This is a genomic window from Psychrobacter sp. CCUG 69069 (genome assembly GCF_021023115.1).
Lineage (GTDB): Bacteria > Pseudomonadota > Gammaproteobacteria > Pseudomonadales > Moraxellaceae > Psychrobacter > Psychrobacter namhaensis.
Genome location: NZ_QQAI01000006.1, coordinates 1 through 17,801, shown reverse-complemented (window position 1 = coordinate 17,801; position 17,801 = coordinate 1). Strand labels below are relative to the sequence as shown.

12 protein-coding genes are annotated in these 17,801 nt (G+C 43.2%); 3 read left to right on the top strand and 9 right to left on the bottom strand.

Annotation, left to right across the window (positions count from 1 at the left end; translation table 11 throughout):
- Nucleotides 1-98: 98 nt before the first annotated feature.
- From DVY93_RS05705 to DVY93_RS05665, 9 genes are all read right to left on the bottom strand, one after another.
- Nucleotides 99-878, bottom strand: a complete 780-nt coding sequence (locus DVY93_RS05705; RefSeq protein ID WP_230709694.1) for a toll/interleukin-1 receptor domain-containing protein — start codon at nucleotides 876-878, stop codon at nucleotides 99-101.
- 35 nt (nucleotides 879-913) lie between these two features.
- Nucleotides 914-1,390, bottom strand: coding sequence for a TIR domain-containing protein (locus DVY93_RS05700; protein ID WP_230709692.1), 477 nt, complete (start codon nucleotides 1,388-1,390; stop codon nucleotides 914-916).
- Complete coding sequence (locus tag DVY93_RS05695; protein WP_230709691.1) at nucleotides 1,390-2,790, bottom strand: SIR2 family protein; 1,401 nt, start codon at nucleotides 2,788-2,790, stop codon at nucleotides 1,390-1,392. Before DVY93_RS05695 ends, DVY93_RS05700 begins: the two co-directional genes overlap by 1 nt.
- 120 nt (nucleotides 2,791-2,910) lie before the next feature.
- Entirely contained in the window at nucleotides 2,911-5,187 is a 2,277-nt protein-coding gene (gene nrdA, locus DVY93_RS05690) for a class 1a ribonucleoside-diphosphate reductase subunit alpha (protein WP_230709690.1), read from the bottom strand.
- Between the two features lie 514 nt (nucleotides 5,188-5,701).
- Nucleotides 5,702-6,079: a YbeD family protein gene (locus DVY93_RS05685; RefSeq protein ID WP_193004817.1), complete on the bottom strand. Its 378-nt coding sequence runs from the start codon at nucleotides 6,077-6,079 to the stop codon at nucleotides 5,702-5,704.
- Between the two features lie 262 nt (nucleotides 6,080-6,341).
- Nucleotides 6,342-7,268, bottom strand: coding sequence for a bestrophin family protein (locus tag DVY93_RS05680; protein WP_230709689.1), 927 nt, complete (start codon nucleotides 7,266-7,268; stop codon nucleotides 6,342-6,344).
- A gap of 281 nt (nucleotides 7,269-7,549) precedes the next feature.
- Complete coding sequence (gene rpoD / locus DVY93_RS05675) at nucleotides 7,550-9,472, bottom strand: RNA polymerase sigma factor RpoD (RefSeq protein ID WP_193004815.1); 1,923 nt, start codon at nucleotides 9,470-9,472, stop codon at nucleotides 7,550-7,552.
- A 526-nt stretch (nucleotides 9,473-9,998) separates the two neighbouring features.
- A complete protein-coding gene (locus tag DVY93_RS05670; RefSeq protein WP_230709688.1) occupies nucleotides 9,999-12,167 on the bottom strand; it encodes a DNA primase in 2,169 nt (722 codons plus the stop codon).
- A gap of 191 nt (nucleotides 12,168-12,358) precedes the next feature.
- On the bottom strand, nucleotides 12,359-13,543 hold the full coding sequence (locus DVY93_RS05665) for an outer membrane protein assembly factor BamD (protein WP_198334711.1): 1,185 nt from the start codon (nucleotides 13,541-13,543) through the stop codon (nucleotides 12,359-12,361).
- A 735-nt stretch (nucleotides 13,544-14,278) separates the two neighbouring features.
- Between DVY93_RS05665 and DVY93_RS05660 the strand changes: the two genes are divergently transcribed.
- From DVY93_RS05660 to DVY93_RS05650, 3 genes are all read left to right on the top strand, one after another.
- Entirely contained in the window at nucleotides 14,279-15,502 is a 1,224-nt protein-coding gene (locus tag DVY93_RS05660) for an RluA family pseudouridine synthase (protein ID WP_404671871.1), read from the top strand.
- Between the two features lie 98 nt (nucleotides 15,503-15,600).
- Nucleotides 15,601-16,575 carry a polyphenol oxidase family protein gene (locus DVY93_RS05655; protein ID WP_193004812.1) on the top strand — a complete coding sequence of 325 codons (975 nt, stop codon included), beginning with the start codon at nucleotides 15,601-15,603 and terminating at the stop codon, nucleotides 16,573-16,575.
- Nucleotides 16,576-16,691: 116 nt separating this feature from the next.
- Nucleotides 16,692-17,309: a flavodoxin family protein gene (locus DVY93_RS05650; protein WP_193004811.1), complete on the top strand. Its 618-nt coding sequence runs from the start codon at nucleotides 16,692-16,694 to the stop codon at nucleotides 17,307-17,309.
- Nucleotides 17,310-17,801 lie beyond the last annotated feature (492 nt).

The window sequence follows — 17,801 nt, the reverse complement described above, 5'->3', positions numbered from 1 at the left end:
TCGATACTACGTCCAGTCACGGACTGCATCGCCATCGTCGTCAGCAGGATACGCTATAGTCGCGGCTAAACGACCTCGTTATAGTATTGATGGTCTTTCTAATTAAATCTGCTACTTAAGTGATTATATAAATGTTGCAATGCCAGTTTACTTCCGGAGTAGTATCCTGCTAATAGATTTTCCAACACATAACTTTCAATTTTATAATCTAGTCTAGGTTTATCGTAATGAACTTCTAGCGAGTCCATTGCCATTTTTTCTCTGCTTTCTAAACTTTCTGTTAGAGATGTAGATTTTAACGAACTCTTTCTACGAACATGTTGTATAAAAGCAAGCTCCGAAAAAATCCATGGTGATTTTAACGATTCTTGATTTTCAATACCATTTTTTACTGATATAGAGTTCGGTGTACCTAAGAATAGGAAAATCTCACATCTATCTATCATTTTATGTAAAGCGGTATTCAGCATCATATATGCATGAGATGTTGAATGATTTCTCTTATTATAATCATACATACTATCGTCGAAATTACGACAATACTGGTCATCTATAACTTTTAATAAATCAAACGCATTGCCCCAAATACATGAATCAATGAAAACCTTCAAACCTTTCCTTTCCAAAGCAATTGCTAGTCTTATAGCTTTATCAGCATCGCTATGCGAGTGAGATAAAAATATATCAACGTCATCATCAGGGAATAAATATTTTTGTATTTCACTACCATCTAAACTACTACCATCAATTAGTAAATAATCCTTTAAATCATTTAAAGCTTCTTTTTTTCGAGATTTATATAACGTTACATCAAAATCATTAATATTTTCAGGTGGATTAAAAAGATGAAAGTCTGTGACTTCTATACTTCTATACATAGTATTTCTCTCATAGTTGTTATAGAAAAAATTAATTATCTTGAAGTAATAGCCTCTTCAATCCAGTCCTCCAAATTATTGGCAATATCTTGATATGTATTAGTAAATGAAGGGCTATGGCAAGTAATATAACTTGAAAGTTTATTTCCATTCTTAAGATCAATATTATCGAAAGGACTTTGTCCTTTATTAGCTCTATTACCATTCAAGTCTTTTAAGTTATGAATGTATATTCCAACAACAGCTTTACCACTATCCCACGCTTGTCGAATTTCATAATCTACCCACTTACTATTTGCTGTATCCTCACCTATCAAAACAATTAGACAGCTCTTACCTTTGAGATTACTATCAATCCAGTCTTTGACAGCTTTATCACCTTTTCTTTTTAATTCTTCCCACTTATTAGGAGCAACAAGAGGGTTTTTGTCAAGTACGCCAATATTCCTAACCATTTGTACTCTTGTGACATCGGTTTTATAATGGAAACTATAAAAAACTTTTCTAGTCATTATTTTATTCCTTTTAAAATAGTCAGAATATTGTTTTTAATAGTCTCTAGATCAGTGATTGAAGGTGCAAGACTATTTATATCTATTGTTTGATGATTATCTTTGTTATCTGACACATTTTCCCATAGATTTCTCGACATGAAACCTGTTCCCCCGACTGGAAGCAAAGTATTGCCATTGGTTTTCGAAATATCAAACTCTTCCTGCATACCATTTGAATCTATCACTTTACCTTCAGAGTCAATTTTATTACCAAAAAGGAATATTGAAATACCAGCATAACTGATCATGTCTTTTCGATATAGTGTCCATAACTGCTTCCCTTCTTCATTTTGAGGAAAGGGTCGAAGGATTAGATGATCTTCATTTATTTTTAAACGATTCTCTAATAAATGCTTCACTGCACCAGAGATTACAGAGCTACCAATACCAAGTCCAAAACCAGTTACAACTCTATAGCCAAGTTTAAGGATTTCCTGCGTGAGAGAAGAAACGAAACTTTCTACTTCTTTTTGAGAGTAAGGAGCATAATCTTCGGCAGCGCCAGAAATAAAAATGGTTTTTCGTTTTTGCGATTTATCGACTTCTAATAGTATTTCAGTAATCTCTTGATAATCATCTACTAGTACAGTTTGTATTCCTACACGTTTTAGGTCTCCAATAAACAACTCTTGTTTTCGTTTTCTATAATCAAAATCTGCTTGTTGCTCATCTTTTAGTTTATTAGTATTCTTTAAAATACAGTAATGTTGTGGTTGGTTTTCATTATAAGATGATCGAATACGGCTTAAGATATAATCAATATTTGGATCAGAAAAGCTTAATCCTAAAAATAGAAATCTCTTAGTAATTAAGTCGCCTCTAAGGGCTGTGAAGAACTCCCCTCTATTTAGATGATACTTTTCATAGTCATCTTTTATTAAAACTGCATTGGTTGAATCTGTATAATCACCATGCATTTTATAGAGTACAGCATCTCTATTTCTTATAGAAATAGGTAGTTGATTTACGTTGTGTTTTATATCTACTATTTTTCCAGATTCTTTTAATGATTTTTCAATTAATGAATCATAATTAGTTGTCCAATAAGTATCTATCGGTAATCTAGCAAGTATTTTATGATTCTCTGTGATGTTTTTATTATGAGAGAACTCGTTAAGGATAAGTTTGTTAATTTCAGAACGGTTACCTCCTTTTTCGTTAGTATGATACTGAGCTAAAGAAATTAAATCGTATTCTTTATCGACGTCTAAGCCAATTTCATCTGCTAAATCTCTTAGTAAGTTTCTCCAGTCAACAAATCCAGCACCAACAGATAATCCAGCACCTGCAAAAATAGCTAGGTTGTTATTTTCTATTTCTTCTACTAATTTTTTAACTAAAGTTTGTTTTTTAATCATGACCTTTCAAATCCTTTTGTAGTACGTGAGGTGAAAATTGAATTAGTAACAGCGGACTTAACCCAAAAGCCAAACCCGCCATCCGTCAGAAATTCTATTTAAAGAATTCCTCTTGCAGTCCTAAATCTTACAAGCTCCACCAGCACAATCATCTTCCATATCCGCTTGGGCATCGTTCGCACCATCACGCGTGTTATGGTAGTACAACGTCTTCACACCCATTTTATAAGCGTTTAGCAAGTCTTTTAGCAATATCTTCATCGGTACACGGCCACCAGCATAACGAACGGGATCGTAATTGGTATTGGCAGAGATACTTTGATCGACGAATTTTTGCATGATAGCGACCAGCTTTAGGTAACCGTCATTGTTTGGCATTTGCCATAGTAGCTCGTACTGATCTTTTAGCTTGTCAATCTCAGGCACGACTTGCTTTAAGATACCATCTTTTGACGCTTTGATAGAGACCAGACCACGTGGTGGCTCGATACCGTTGGTCGCGTTGGCGATCTGACTAGAGGTCTCAGACGGCATCAAGGCAGTTAGGGTAGAGTTGCGTAGACCGTGCTCAGTGATCTCGCCGCGTAGCGTTTCCCAATCGAGATGTAGCGGCTCTTGGCAGATTTTATCCAAGTCGGCTTTGTACGTATCAATTGGCAAGATGCCTTGCGAGTACGTGGTTTCATTGAATGCAGGGCACGCGCCTTGCTCTTTTGCCAATTTGTTTGACGCTTTCAAGAGATAGAATTGCAATGCTTCAAACGTTTGATGCGTCAGACCAAGCGCGCTGTCATCTGAGTAGCGTGCGCCATTCTTAGCAAGGTAATAAGCATAGTTAATCACGCCCACACCTAGCGTACGGCGACGCATGCTACCGTTTTGAGCGGCTTTTACTGGATAGTCTTGGTAGTCGAGCAGGGCGTCAAGCGCACGCACGATTAGCTCAGCTGGCTCTTCGATGTCGCTGACATTTTCGACTTTACCCAAGTTGACCGCTGATAGCGTACAAAGGGCGATTTCGCCTTCTTCGTCATTGATGTTATCCAGTGGCTTGGTTGGTAGTGCGATTTCCATACATAGGTTTGACTGGCGAATCGGAGCAACCGTCGCGTCAAATGGGCTATGGGTATTGCAATGATCGACGTTTTGGATATAGATACGACCAGTACTAGCACGCTCTTGCATCATCAGGCTGAACAAATCTGCTGCTGGGATTTGGCGGCTACGAATAGCAGGGTCATTTTCGTACTTGGTATATAGCTCTTCGAACTTGTCTTGATCTTCAAAGAACGCATCATACAAGCCTGGCGTATCGCCTGGTGAGAATAGCGAGATGTCTTGGCCTTTGATTAGGCGCGTGTACATTGTCTTGTTTAACTGTACGCCGTAATCCATATGACGGACACGGTTGTCTTCGACGCCGCGGTTGTTTTTCAGTACCAGTAATGACTCAACTTCTAAATGCCATAGTGGGTAAAATAGAGTCGCAGCACCGCCACGGACGCCGCCTTGCGAGCAGCATTTCACTGCCGTTTGGAACAATTTGTAGAATGGGATACAGCCAGTATGCTGCGCTTCGCCGCCACGGATAGGGCTACCAAGGGCGCGAATACGACCTGCGTTGATGCCGATACCAGCACGCTGTGACACATAGCGTACGATGGCGCTGGTGGTCGCGTTGATAGAGTCTAGGCTATCACCACATTCGATCAATACGCACGAGCTAAACTGGCGCGATGGCGTACGCACACCTGACATGATAGGCGTTGGTAGTGAGATTTTGAATTCTGAAGTCGCATCATAGAAGCGTTTGACGAAATCAAGACGGTCTGACTTGTCGTATTGGCTAAACAAGCACATACCGACCAGCATATACAAGAACTGCGGGCTCTCATAGACAGTCTTGCTCACACGATCCTGTACCAAGTACTTACCAGCCATTTGCTCAACAGCGGCATAAGCAAGGTTCATATCGCGCCAGTGATCAAGATACTCTTCTAACTCATCAAATTCAGCACGGCTATAGTCAGCTAGGATGTGCTGATCGTATTTGCCAGCGTCAGTCAAAGTTTTGACATGGTCATATAGGTGCGGCGGGGTAAATTTGTTATAAGCAATCTTACGTAGATGGAAGATGGCCAAACGCGCAGCCAGATATTGATAATCAGGCGTGGTTTCAGAGATTAGGTCGGCGGCAGATTTGATGATGGTTTCGTGAATGTCACGAGTCTTGATGCCTTCATAAAACTGGATGTGAGACTTTAGCTCAACTTGAGACACAGATACGTTGTCCAAGCCGTGAGCTGCCCACGCTATTACCTTGTGAATTTTGTCTAAATCAATAGGCTCTAAACGTCCATCACGTTTGGTCACTTGGATGTTATCAATATGTGTCATGTTGTCCTCTTAATTGGATTGCTTATAATGATGCTGCACGGTTCATAATTGGCAGGCATGCTTTATAACGCTAGTACGTTCTGCTGCGGTAGATGATTTTCTTTAGGCAAAAAGCGACCGCTACTCATAATAATGATTAAAATCACTGAGTACTACATATAGCGTGTTTGTTAGTAGGTAGGCACAATATAGCGGGAAAATTTTGAAAATGCTATATTGATTTTAGACCAAAACTATGTTGCTGCGAGGTTGTAGACGGCCCATATTTTGGCAAAGGACGATGGGGCAAGGGTTAGGCGCGATTGACTCAAATAATAAATTTTTTGTAAAAATATCGTGACGATTTGTTTTTATTCTCTCAGTTATTGTTGGCTAATAACACAGGTCGCCGGAGTAACAATGCGGGCGCAGATTGTACAGCAAACCACAAAAAATCGCCACCCGTATGTTATTACTAGCGAGTGACGATTTGGACGAAAAAGGGGCTGGTTATTTTTTAAAAACCATTATTTATTTAAACCACCATGCGGACGGTTTTGGCATTATCAAGCGATGCATAAAGCGTGTTCACCTGATCGGCAGTGGTGAGGTATAAATTGACACGTGCTGAGTGAAAACGGCCCGTTCTAGACGGTTTGACTTCGATGGAAGCCAAGTCAAAATCTGGGAACTGACTACCCAAGATAAGCTTCACTTCATTGAGCAAGTTGTCATGCTCGCCTTCGTGACCAATGATGCTTAGCGGATAGTTCATTGGGAAATCCCAAAGCTCAGGGTTTTGAATGTCGGTCTTTTTGCCTCGTAACGCGCTTGCATTGGGGGTCAGTTCGGTCACGTTGACCGATTTTTTATTTACTGGATTTTGGCTGTTGTCTTTTGGATCATCACTCATGATGCGTGCCTCATTTTTATGAAAATATTAAATATGGAAATAGTGGGCTTAACCCAACTAAGAATCGCTGCCGTGCTCAGTCTTTAATGGACGGACTTAATTCTGGACGAGTATCTTTGTTAAGGGTAGTCACTTTATTCACTGTTTATAGTGGCATATGGGCGATTATTCAAGGGCCGTGAGGGCTATGGCAATAGATTGTTGACAAGAATGGGAGGGTGTCTTTTCTTTTATGTAGGACCAACCCTATCAAGTCAATCGATTATGGCAAATAACCATTGATAGGCGCGATATCAGGCGGAATGTCCGTTTCTCCCAGCGCTTCTAATAAGTTGATTTCGATCGTGCGTGACAATGCAGTCAGGGGCAGTTTATTAGCAGCCAAGCCAAAAGGCTCTTCAAGCTCCTCACTGAGGGCATCTAAACCAAAAAAAGTATAAGCAATCACAGCACAAATCAAAGGCGTTGCCCAACCTAGGGATGCCACCAAGCCAAAAGGCAACATGATGCAATACAAGTAGGTTGTGCGATGCACCAATAGCATATAAGCAAAAGGCAGCGGCGTGTTATGAATACGTTCGCAGGCCGCCAAAACAATCGTCATAGAGGTCAGGCGCTCGTCCATATTCTGGATTATGTGATCTGACACTAGCCCTTGACGTCGAATCTCTCCAAGCTCTTTACCCATCATACGCATCAGATAGTTGGGTACGTTATGCGATTGGCGCATGCTGGCATGATGCTTTGGGTCAACAAAACGCTCGATGTCTTGCCAAGGCTCAGTATCACGAAGGCGATGGCGCACAGCGTGTGTAAAGGCGATGGTCAGGTACACCATACGTTGCTGGGTACGCTGTCCATTATCGGACTCGTCATCTATAAAAGAGAGCATTTGGCGGGTTAGGCTGCGACACTCATAAACCAGCTGTCCCCATAAGCTGCGCGCCTCCCACCAACGCTGATAGCTCGCGTTGTTACGAAACCCGAGAAACAACGAAAGGGCGATCCCTAATAAAGTAAAAGTCGCCGTACCATAGTAGGGGAAAGAGTTGGGAATCCAGTGCTGAATAATCGTAATTAAAGTACTGAGCAGGGTAATCAGCAAAACTTGTGGATAGATTTTTGGAATGATTGAGCCACGGAATGTGAAAAATATTTTAAAAGGATGGGGTTTTTGCCGGACAATCATGTCAGTTTCCTAGCGATGGAGTACATATATGCGCTGTTAAGTGTATAGTAGGTTTCCAAGAGACAGTCAAAACCTATAAAGCTTAAGCTGCCATCAATTTGTTAGTGACTACTATTTGTTATAGATTACTATGGGTGAAAAACGATTGTATTTTAAAAGTAATTGTCTAAAAGTAGAAGCGTCGTTGACATAAAAAAAGCTGAGACAGGCTCAGCTTTTTTATGGGGTTTACTGTCTAGTATTTAAAACCCATTCTATAGGCTTAGAACTGACCAGTAAATTTAGTCATTCTCTAAGAAAGAGCGCAGATGCTCAGAGCGTGAAGGATGACGTAATTTACGTAGTGCCTTTGCTTCAATCTGACGAATACGCTCACGCGTTACATCAAACTGCTTACCGACTTCTTCTAGGGTGTGGTCAGTTGGCATGTCGATACCAAAGCGCATTTTTAGCACACGCGCTTCACGCTCAGTGAGGTTACCTAGCACATCACGCGTGGCTTCGCGTAGACCAGCAGACGTTGCGTCATCGACAGGACTTGAGATAGTCGAGTCTTCGATAAAATCGCCTAGATGTGAGTCTTCATCATCACCAATTGGTGTCTCCATTGAGATAGGCTCTTTGGCAATTTTTAACACTTTACGGACTTTGACTTCGTCCATCTCTAAGCGTTCGCCTAATTCCTCAGGGGTTGGCTCGCGTCCCATTTCTTGTAGCAACTGACGTGAGACACGGTTTATCTTATTGATGGTCTCAATCATATGCACAGGAATACGGATAGTGCGGGCTTGGTCAGCGATAGAGCGGGTGATTGCCTGACGAATCCACCACGTGGCATAGGTTGAGAACTTATAACCACGGCGATATTCAAACTTATCGACCGCCTTCATCAGGCCAATATTACCTTCTTGGATCAAATCTAAGAACTGTAGACCACGGTTGGTATATTTCTTGGCGATAGAGATCACCAAACGCAAGTTGGCTTCAACCATTTCTTTTTTCGCGCGGCGGGCTTTTGCTTCACCAACCGCCATACGGCGTGCCACATCTTTCATGTCGTGGATTTTCATGTCGAGCTGTTGCTCGTAATCACGAATTCTGCGTTGTAGCAAAATAACATCATCGGTGACTTTTTCTAGTGTACCAGCAAAAGCGGGCTTACCCTTGATGCGCTCAATGAGCCAATCAACGTTGGTTTCGTTACTTGGGAAGGTCTTACGAAACTCTTCGCGCGGCATGCGACCACGGCGAATGACCAAACGCATGATTTGACGCTCTTGCTTACGCACATCATCATAGACATCATGCATGATGGCCATTACTTGGTCAGACAAGCGGTTGTTTAGCTTTAGCATCATAAAGCGTTCTGCGAGTAGGGCGTAAGCGTCGTCAGCTTGTACGCTACCACGGCCATAATCTAGCAAGGCTTGTTTGGCTTTGATAAATAGGTTCTCGATTTCTTCTAAACGCAAACGCACTTCTTCTGCATCAAGGCCGCTGGTTTCTTCTTCGGCTTCTTCTTCAACGTCGTCGTCATCTTCGTCATCATCGTCAAGCACGGCCGCTTTGGCATTGGTTTTTGCTTTGATGACAGGCGGGTTTTCTTTCTCTTCTTTGATCCGCTCGCGCTCTTCTTTCGCCGCTTCTTTGGCTTCTTGCGCGGCAATCTTGTCTTCTTCGGTTTCAGGGTCTAAAAAGCCTGTGATGACGTCAGAAAGTTTCTTTTCGCCCTCTTGTACTTTTTGATACTCATCAAGGACGAACTGCACCGTACCTGGCCAGTAGGCCATGGCGTGCTGCACGTCACGAATACCTTCTTCGATACGCTTGGCAATGGCGATCTCACCTTCACGGGTAAGTAGGTCAACCGTACCCATTTCACGCATATACATACGGACAGGATCGGTGGTGCGACCCGGCTCAGTCTCAACAGACGCCAAAACGGCTGCCGCCTCGTCCGCTGCCATGTCATCATCACTTGAATCATCGTTCATCAAGATGTCATCGGCATCGGGAGCAGATTCAAAGATTTTAATACCAACATCCGTCAGCATTTGCACAATATCTTCGATCTGATCGCTTTCGGTAATAGAGTCGGGCAGTTGGTCATTCACCTCAGCATAGGTAAGATACCCTTGCTCTTTACCCATTTGGATTAAGGTGGCCAGTTGAGATGTGGACTTAGAAACTGACTTATCGTTCATAAATACTCGCTTACTTGCATCGGACATTTTTATATTGTGACTCGCTATCGCTTGCTGGCTGCGTTGATCTTATCAATCGATTGATCAAAATGGGGCGTAGAGGTTGTCAATAATATCAAAAATGAGTTGATATGAATAAAGGCTCAAAACACTACAATAACAATGCTAAAAAACAGCTAAAAATTAGAAAAGCTAAAAAGTCTTCAAAATAACAATATCTAAAAAATCATAGGATCTAAAAACTGATACTTAAAAATAACACCCAAAACTTGCGCTTAATGCTGCCTGCTTACCGTCGTTAAGCAGTGCTGTCAATACACAGCGACACAGTTTAACACAGACCACCGTAATCAAGCACGAGGTAGTGATAGCTACCGACCGTTTTTTGCGGTTTATTTACGATCAGTTGCCTGTTTGGCACGCTTTTAAATGGGGCCATGACTACTGGGTATAATCACTAGTAGTGGGGGCAGCATTGACACTTTTAAAGGGCGACCGTTTGAGAAATAAAAATTAAGCGTAAGACCTAAGATTGAACGGTGACCATTTGTGCTGACTGCTCGGCTTGCTGGGCGCGTAACCAGTCATTTAATAACTGCGACTGCTTACGGACAATCGCCAGCTTAATATGATCGGGATTTTTTATCAGCTCTTGCATCTTTTTTTGCAAATGTAGTTTAAGTAGCTGCATCACTAAGTTTTCAATGAGCTCATCCAAGCTTAAAACATTTCTTGCCGTCAAGGTTTTATAAAATCCGCCCCAGCTACGGCTAAGCATCTGTTGGGTAAGCGGCTTTACATTCGATAAGACAAAATGCGCGGACGCATTGGCGTCTTTTGGCAAATAGTTAAGACAACGTTTGATGGTGCTGACGATGTCAAGTAAGGCGGTGTCTTGCAGATCCTCCCAAGCAAGTGGACGTAGGATGTCGGGCGCCGCTTTTTGTTTAATATGGGCAGGCAGGTGTAAATCATGGATACCTGCCTGTCGCCAAATAGACTCAATCGGGTCCTCGGTGAGGGCGCGCGGCTGGAATAAAAAACAAAGTTGCAGTTGCTGACTGATGGTCATGTCACCGTCAAAATCTAACAGTGCATCTTTGGCCTCGACGTTTTGACTGCGCTTGCCGCCAAGCTTTTGATAAATGTCATTGTTGAGCAAATAACGAAAACTACTGCCTTTGGGTAAGGCGGTGGTTAAGGCGCGCACTTGCGACATCAGCTTGGCTTTGCCTTCTGCCAAGGTCAAATCATAACGCTCACTTAGATAGGCAAAAATGTACTGGGACAACGGCATGGCATTAGCGATTTGCTCGCGCATGGCATCGCCGCCCTGACTTTTGATAAAAGTATCAGGGTCATGATTATTGGGTAAGGTTAAAAACCGCAATTCTTTATCATCCGCCAGCACAGGCAGGGCCACCTCAAGCGTACGCCAAGCGGCTTTTTGTCCCGCACTATCGCCATCGAAACTCAATGTCAAAGTAGGGTTTAGCGTTAATAGCCGTGATATCTGACTTTCATTAATCGCTGTACCCATAGAGGCGACAGCGCCATAAACGCCGGCTTGATAAAGGGCGATGACATCCATATAGCCTTCGACCACAAGCCAGCTATCGGCACGCTGCTGGCGCGACTCATAATAACCGTACAGCACATGCTGCTTATGAAAAACTGGCGAGTCTGAGGAGTTGATGTATTTGGGCTTTACCTCGTCATCGAGCGCACGACCACCGAAACCAATAGTACGGCCTTGGTTATCTCGAATAGGAAAAATGACGCGATCACGCAGTAAATCATAGTCTCGCCCAGACTCTGATTGGCGCACTAAACCGAGTGCCTTTAGTCCCGCGATATCTTGCGGAAACTGATGCTCAAGATGCTGCCAACCAAACGGTGCATAACCCAAACCAAAAGTCTCAAAAATCTCCTCGGTAATACCGCGCGATAAAAAATAATGCTTGGCATGAGGGTGGGTTGTGAGATTGTGCTGATAAAACTGCTGTATTTGCGCCAATAGCTCATACAGGTTGCCGTCTTCTTCAGACTGGCTACTCACACCATGTGGGTCACTCATTCCATTGGTGTCGGTTAGCCATGGTGGCGGATACCCATTATCGCTGTGGTGGTCACTACCGCTTTGATAGTCTGCATCATAAGTATCAGGGGGGTAAGGCGCAGAGGCGTAGTTATCTAGCGGTGGATACTCCCCATAGCTTGCATTATCGTTGTAGGCAGGGGCGTCTGCATACGCTTGAGGAGTTTGGTCAATATTGCTTTGATTAACCTTGTCTTGATTGACACTGCTTTGATTGACGTTGTCTTGAGCTATAGCTGGGCTAGGCACAGGTGGGACAATGGGTTTAGGGGCGCTACGCTGATAACTGACATTTTGTCGCTCTTCTTGTGGTACCTCAATACCAGTCTGCTTTGACAGCTCATTGACCGCCTCGATGAACGTTAAGTTTTCATAGTCACGCAAAAAGCTGATGGCGTTGCCACCGACACTACAGCCAAAGCAATGGTAGATATTTTTTTGTGGATTGACATAAAAAGACGGCGATTTTTCCCCATGGAAAGGGCAGCAGCCCTTAAATTCACTCCCCGCCCGTTTAAGCGTGGTATGTCGCCCAATAATGCTGATTAAATCAGCTTGGCTATTTAGTTGCTCGAGGATATGATTAGGAATGCTCATACAAAAAACAGTTTACCATAGGTCAATTATGTTGGGGCATAGACAGTACCGTGCTTTTTTACATCATTCTTTTACTTTGAATTCATTGTAGAGTAAAAACAGAAAAATAAGGCCAACAGAGCGTTGACCTTATTATTTATGATGTGCAATCGACGGTATAAAATCAAAAAAAGTCACTTAATCTGATTTAACTAGTCCTCATCACCCACATCTGTATCCGTATTCGTTTCAGGTAGCGTTGTACGGCGCGTAGGATTCATGTTTTGCGGATCAACGGTCGCTTCTCGAGCAGTAGAGCCAGTGCTTGATTGGCTGGTGACTCGTTCTGTAGACGCTTCCGGCAGACCTAAGCCCACATTGATGCCGGCGTTACGTACAGCCGAGGTATTGACCGCAGGCGCATTGGTAGTGTTGTCGCTAGGCAGTCTTAATTGGTTGACGTTACGAATCATCTGCGTCTTGGTGGCACCATTGTACTCGCCCGTTGCGACTGAGGTGTCTTGCATACTTGAGCGGCCAAGCTGACCAAAAGTCAATTTGTTAAGCCAAGTGCGATCACGTTTGGTCTCTAATCTCACACGGCCGTCACTGGTTAGCCAATTTGGATAGTTAATTTGTAATAGTGTTTTGTACTCATTTGCCAAGTCCGTCAGACCTAATTTGTCATGGCTATAAGCGAGAACAGCGATGGCTTCAGGAATAGATTCACTGAGTGGATAGTACTGAAACACCCATTTGGCACGATTGACAGCGGCCACGTAAGCTTCGCGCTCAATATACCAATTGGCAGCGCTCATCTCACTTTCAGCAAACTGATTGTAAATAAAGGTCATGCGCTGAGCGGCATCTGGTGTGTAAGGGCTATTAGGGTATTTGTTGATAAGCTCTTGGAAGTTTGCAAAGGCAATGCGTAAGTACGCTGTATCACGCTCAGCTTGGTTTAGCTTAAACAGTTTTAGGCCCTCTGATGAGCCTTGCATATTGGCCACGCCGCGCACATAGTAGGCATAGCTGACTTGTGGATTAGAAGGGTAGAGATTGATGAACTGCTCAGCGCTGGCCGCTGCCATTTCATACTTACCACTTTCATATTGGGCATACATTATATCAAGCAACGCCTGTTCGGCATATTGTCCAGTAGGGTAGAAAGTGCGTAGATTGGTCAGATCTTCGATGGCTTGGGTATAGCGACCTTTATCAATCTGGGCGATCGCATCGTTATAATAACCTTGCTCTGACTTTTCGGCCGTCTCTACCGCATCGACGTCTGCACCGCCGGTTAAATTTTTAAAAGTCTGACAGCCCACGAGATTGACGCTTAGCGCTAGTAGGGTTATTGAGGACAGTTTGATAAACGTATTGCCAACAGCTTGCATACTTCTTCTCCGACACAAGACGCACAATAGCAGCAGCGCTACTATGCTATATAAAAGGTTAATAATAAAAAACGATGCTTATGGTATCAATTAACTGTCTATTATTGAGTACGTTCATCATGAAGCGGACGCGACATCAACGTGATTTTTATCTAATGAGGTTTTGCCCCCGTTCATGTTACTCGGGCCTTGGGTCAATACCACATCACCACAGCTAACGTTAAAATACAGTTGTTTTAAAAATACAATGCCATAGCATACAGCAAAATATGGCGAAACTTTATAGAATAACGTTTGTTTCGTCTATTTTTTGCCTCGACAGACTACTGCTTGCAAGCTACGTGATAGTCATATTTCATTTACGTTTGGTATTTTAACATGGGCGACTATCATGAGCGATGTCGAATGTCATTGCCACTGATAAATATACAGTAAATTACAGCAATGTCATATTTTAGAGAGTTAGTCATTTTAGCCATGAGTGTTTGAGACATGACGTTATCATCAAAAAATGACAGATAACACACAGCTTCTATAGGGCTTAAGCGCTCAGCATGGTACACTATCGCAGGACTGGCTCCACTTTTTTTGGCAACGATTATGTTTATCATGTGCCATTAAGCCGCGAAGGGCAGTGTGTTTTTTATAAAGTTGCGATGACAGTTTCTTTAACCATTTTCTCAAAAGTTGCCTGACCAAACGATTTCAGGGGCTTTTTTATGTATATATCTAGCTATGAATAATAATGCTATAACTACCCATTTACCACCGAATCAATCATTAGATATTGATTCATCAGCACAAGAGTCACCAATGCCAAATGATGTTTTAAAGAATAGTGAGTTACCTGACGATAATCAGACAGCGCTTGATGAGCAAAGGCAAGATGAGGTGCTCGATGATGACGACGTGCTCGAAGAGGGTAGCGATGACATTAATGAAGACGTTGATGATAGCGATGATGACGAGACCACAGTAGCCGGTCAAGCAGTGCCGGTGATTGTGGATATGACGCACACTGTCACAGAAGATCAGTCAGGTCTGCGTATTGATAAGGTAGCGTCGCAGGTGTTTACAGACTTTTCGCGTGTACAGCTACAAGGCTGGATCAGTGATGGCAGTTTACTCTATAACGGTAGTGTGCAAAGACCTAAGGTCCGCGTCAAGGCAGACGATGTGTTGCATCTATCGACCACGCTGGAGCAGCATAGCGAAGATCAGCCAGAAGATATAGATATCGACGTCGTCTATGAAGATGATGATGTATTGGTGATTAATAAACCTGTTGGTATGGTCGTACATCCTGGCGCTGGTAATCAGACGGGCACCTTGGTCAATGCGTTACTGTATCACTATCCACAGCAGCATCATTTGCCGCGTGCAGGGCTGGTGCACCGTATTGACAAAGACACCTCAGGGCTACTACTGATTGGTAAAACCAAGCCTGCTCAAATGGCACTGATGGAGCAGCTAAAAGACAAGTCAGTCTATCGCCATTACCAGTGTGTGGTGGCAGGGGATGCAGCAAGCTTATTACGTCATCGCCGCATTGATGCACCGATTGGTCGACATCGCAATCAGCGTACCAAAATGACCGTAATGACGGCAGGACGTGAGGCCGTCACGCATTTATTAAACGTCACACCTCTGAACGAAAACTACTGTCTATTAGACGTAGGACTTGAGACTGGGCGTACCCATCAGATTCGTGTGCATTTGAGTCATGTAACTTATCCGATAGTAGGTGACCGTGTCTATGGTGGCCGTCGCCAATTGCGTGCAGGTCTGACAGAAGCGCAGCGTCAAGCGATTAGTAACTTTCCCCGTCAAGCCTTGCACGCTTATACCCTAGGCTTTGTTCATCCGACGACAGGTGAGGATATTGAAGTGACAACGCCCCTCCCTGAAGATATGCTGCAATTAATAGCAGTGCTTAGCGATGGCTATGATGACGAGTAGCCATCTTTAACCGTACGGTAAAAGCTCTCGTCACGGATAGGAAAAGCAGTAGACAGCTGTCAATGAGACAAAGACGACTCACTAAGTGGTAAATTGGCATGATAAATAAACTTCCAATAACATTGCTCACGCAAATTGATGATGTGGCTGTTTTTCAGACGGCCGCTTTTACTAATGTTGAGACTGTGAGTGCTAGCGATTTTGACTTAAAAAATCAGCAGTTAGAGCCGCACAATGGCGCCAATTATGGTGAGCTGAACTTAGGGTTGCATGTTAGTGATGAGGCAACAAAGGTGCTGGACAATCGCATGCGCCTATTGGCTGCCATTAATGAGCAGTTTTTCACCCTATCATCGCAGCGCTTCCAAGACATACCTATCAAACGCTTACACTGGGTCAATCAGATTCATGGTAAGCAAATCCATGATGTCGATGCCACTGCCCTCAGTATGCAGCCAGTGGCCGCAGATGCGATGATCAGTCAACAGACAGGTCTTGGACTGGCGATTATGACAGCGGACTGTGTCCCCATTGTCTTGTATCAACCTACGAGTGGACAGATTGCAGCGATTCATGCAGGCTGGCAGGGGCTGGCTGCTGGAATTATTCCAGCAACGGTAAAACGCTTTAAGGAGTCTGGGGAGATCAAGGCTTGGATTGGCGTTTGCATTAGTCAGGATAACTATGAAGTTGGTGTTCAGGTGCGCGATCAGCTACTAAAAGGGTGCATAGAAAATACATCACTGACTAAAGCGAGCATTGATAGTTTTGATCAGCGATATGCTATCCATTCGGATGATGTCAGCAAGAATGGTAGCAAGGCGCCGCATTTACCTGAGACAGTTGATAAAGCGACAATTCACGCGACAAGCGCCGCAAAAAAAATTAAGCTGAATTTACCAAAGTTGGCAGCAGATCAGTTAAGTAGCGCTGGTGTGAGGTTAGCTCATGAGTCACTTATACACTGTAGTTATGCCGATGACCGTTATTACTCCTATCGGCGTCAGACACACTTACAGCAGCCTGCTACGGGGCGTATGGCGCTGGTTATTGCACGCGCTGCTTCTGTATGAGAGTATGCGATGTGTTGTGTAGAGGTTTTAGGCAAACGCTGAGCCTGTCTAACTGACTTCGCCCATTCATTTGTATTATTTTTATCCCATCATTTATAGCCATTATTAGAGTTTGTATGAATAAATCTACCGAGCCGTCTTTCACGTCCACAACCACTGACCACGTGCCCAATGTATCGATTGCTGTTATTTTCCACAGTAACTATGGTCATACTAAGCGCGTTGCCGAAGCAATAGTCAAAGGTGCACACCAGCAACTGCCAGAAACCCAAGCTAAAGCCGTGGATGTCCATGATGTCGATTGGGACTATCTCGATCAGGCCGATTTGTTGGTGTTCGGCAGTGCTGTATATATGGGTAGCGTGACGGCTGAATTTAAGACTTTTATGGATGAGACTTCAAAGCGCTGGTATCACCGTAAATGGGAAGGTAAGTGGGCCGCCGCTTTTGCCAATTCAGGTGGATTAAGCGGTGACAAACTGGCGGTATTACAGCAGATTGCTCTATATGCTATGCAGCATGGCATGAACTGGATTGGCTTACCACTGATGCCAACAGGTCATGAGGAACATGATTTGAACCGTCTATCTAGCTTTTTGGGCTTAATGACCCAGTCACTTGATGGGCCACCTGAAGAAACACCTGGGTCTGGTGATATCGATACGGCCATTTGGTTTGGTGATCATTTGGCCAAAACCATTATTAAGCATCAGCCAGCCGCTTCAAAAAGCTAACGTAGCCTATGATTCAGTTGCTGTTATTAAGTCATTAACAATGTTTTATAGAAGTTAGAGGGCAGATATCAAACCGATATCTGCCTTTTTTGTTTTTCTTATTTTATGGAGTGCCACTTTGAACCACGATGGTGGTAGCAGGGAGATTTTTGACAGGAATGGGACTTTCAACGAATTGAAATGATTGACAGCCTGTAAATAGCATGGTTGTGGTAGCTAAACAGATAACGGTTAACGATTTCATAATGGTGTCTCAGAAGGCAGTTTGACCCAATATAGTGGCTATTGCGTATGAGCAAACACGATCACGGTAAGGAATAAAGTGGGTTTTGAACCATTATATATAAAAACCTCTCAGTAGCAGAGGGTTATTAAACAGTTACCTAAAACCTATCTAATCTTAATTATTTATAATTAAAATAAGCAATTCATCTATCAACCAAAAGAAGTTAAAAAAGCATTATGATCCGTGGTCACTCAATCGAACTCAAA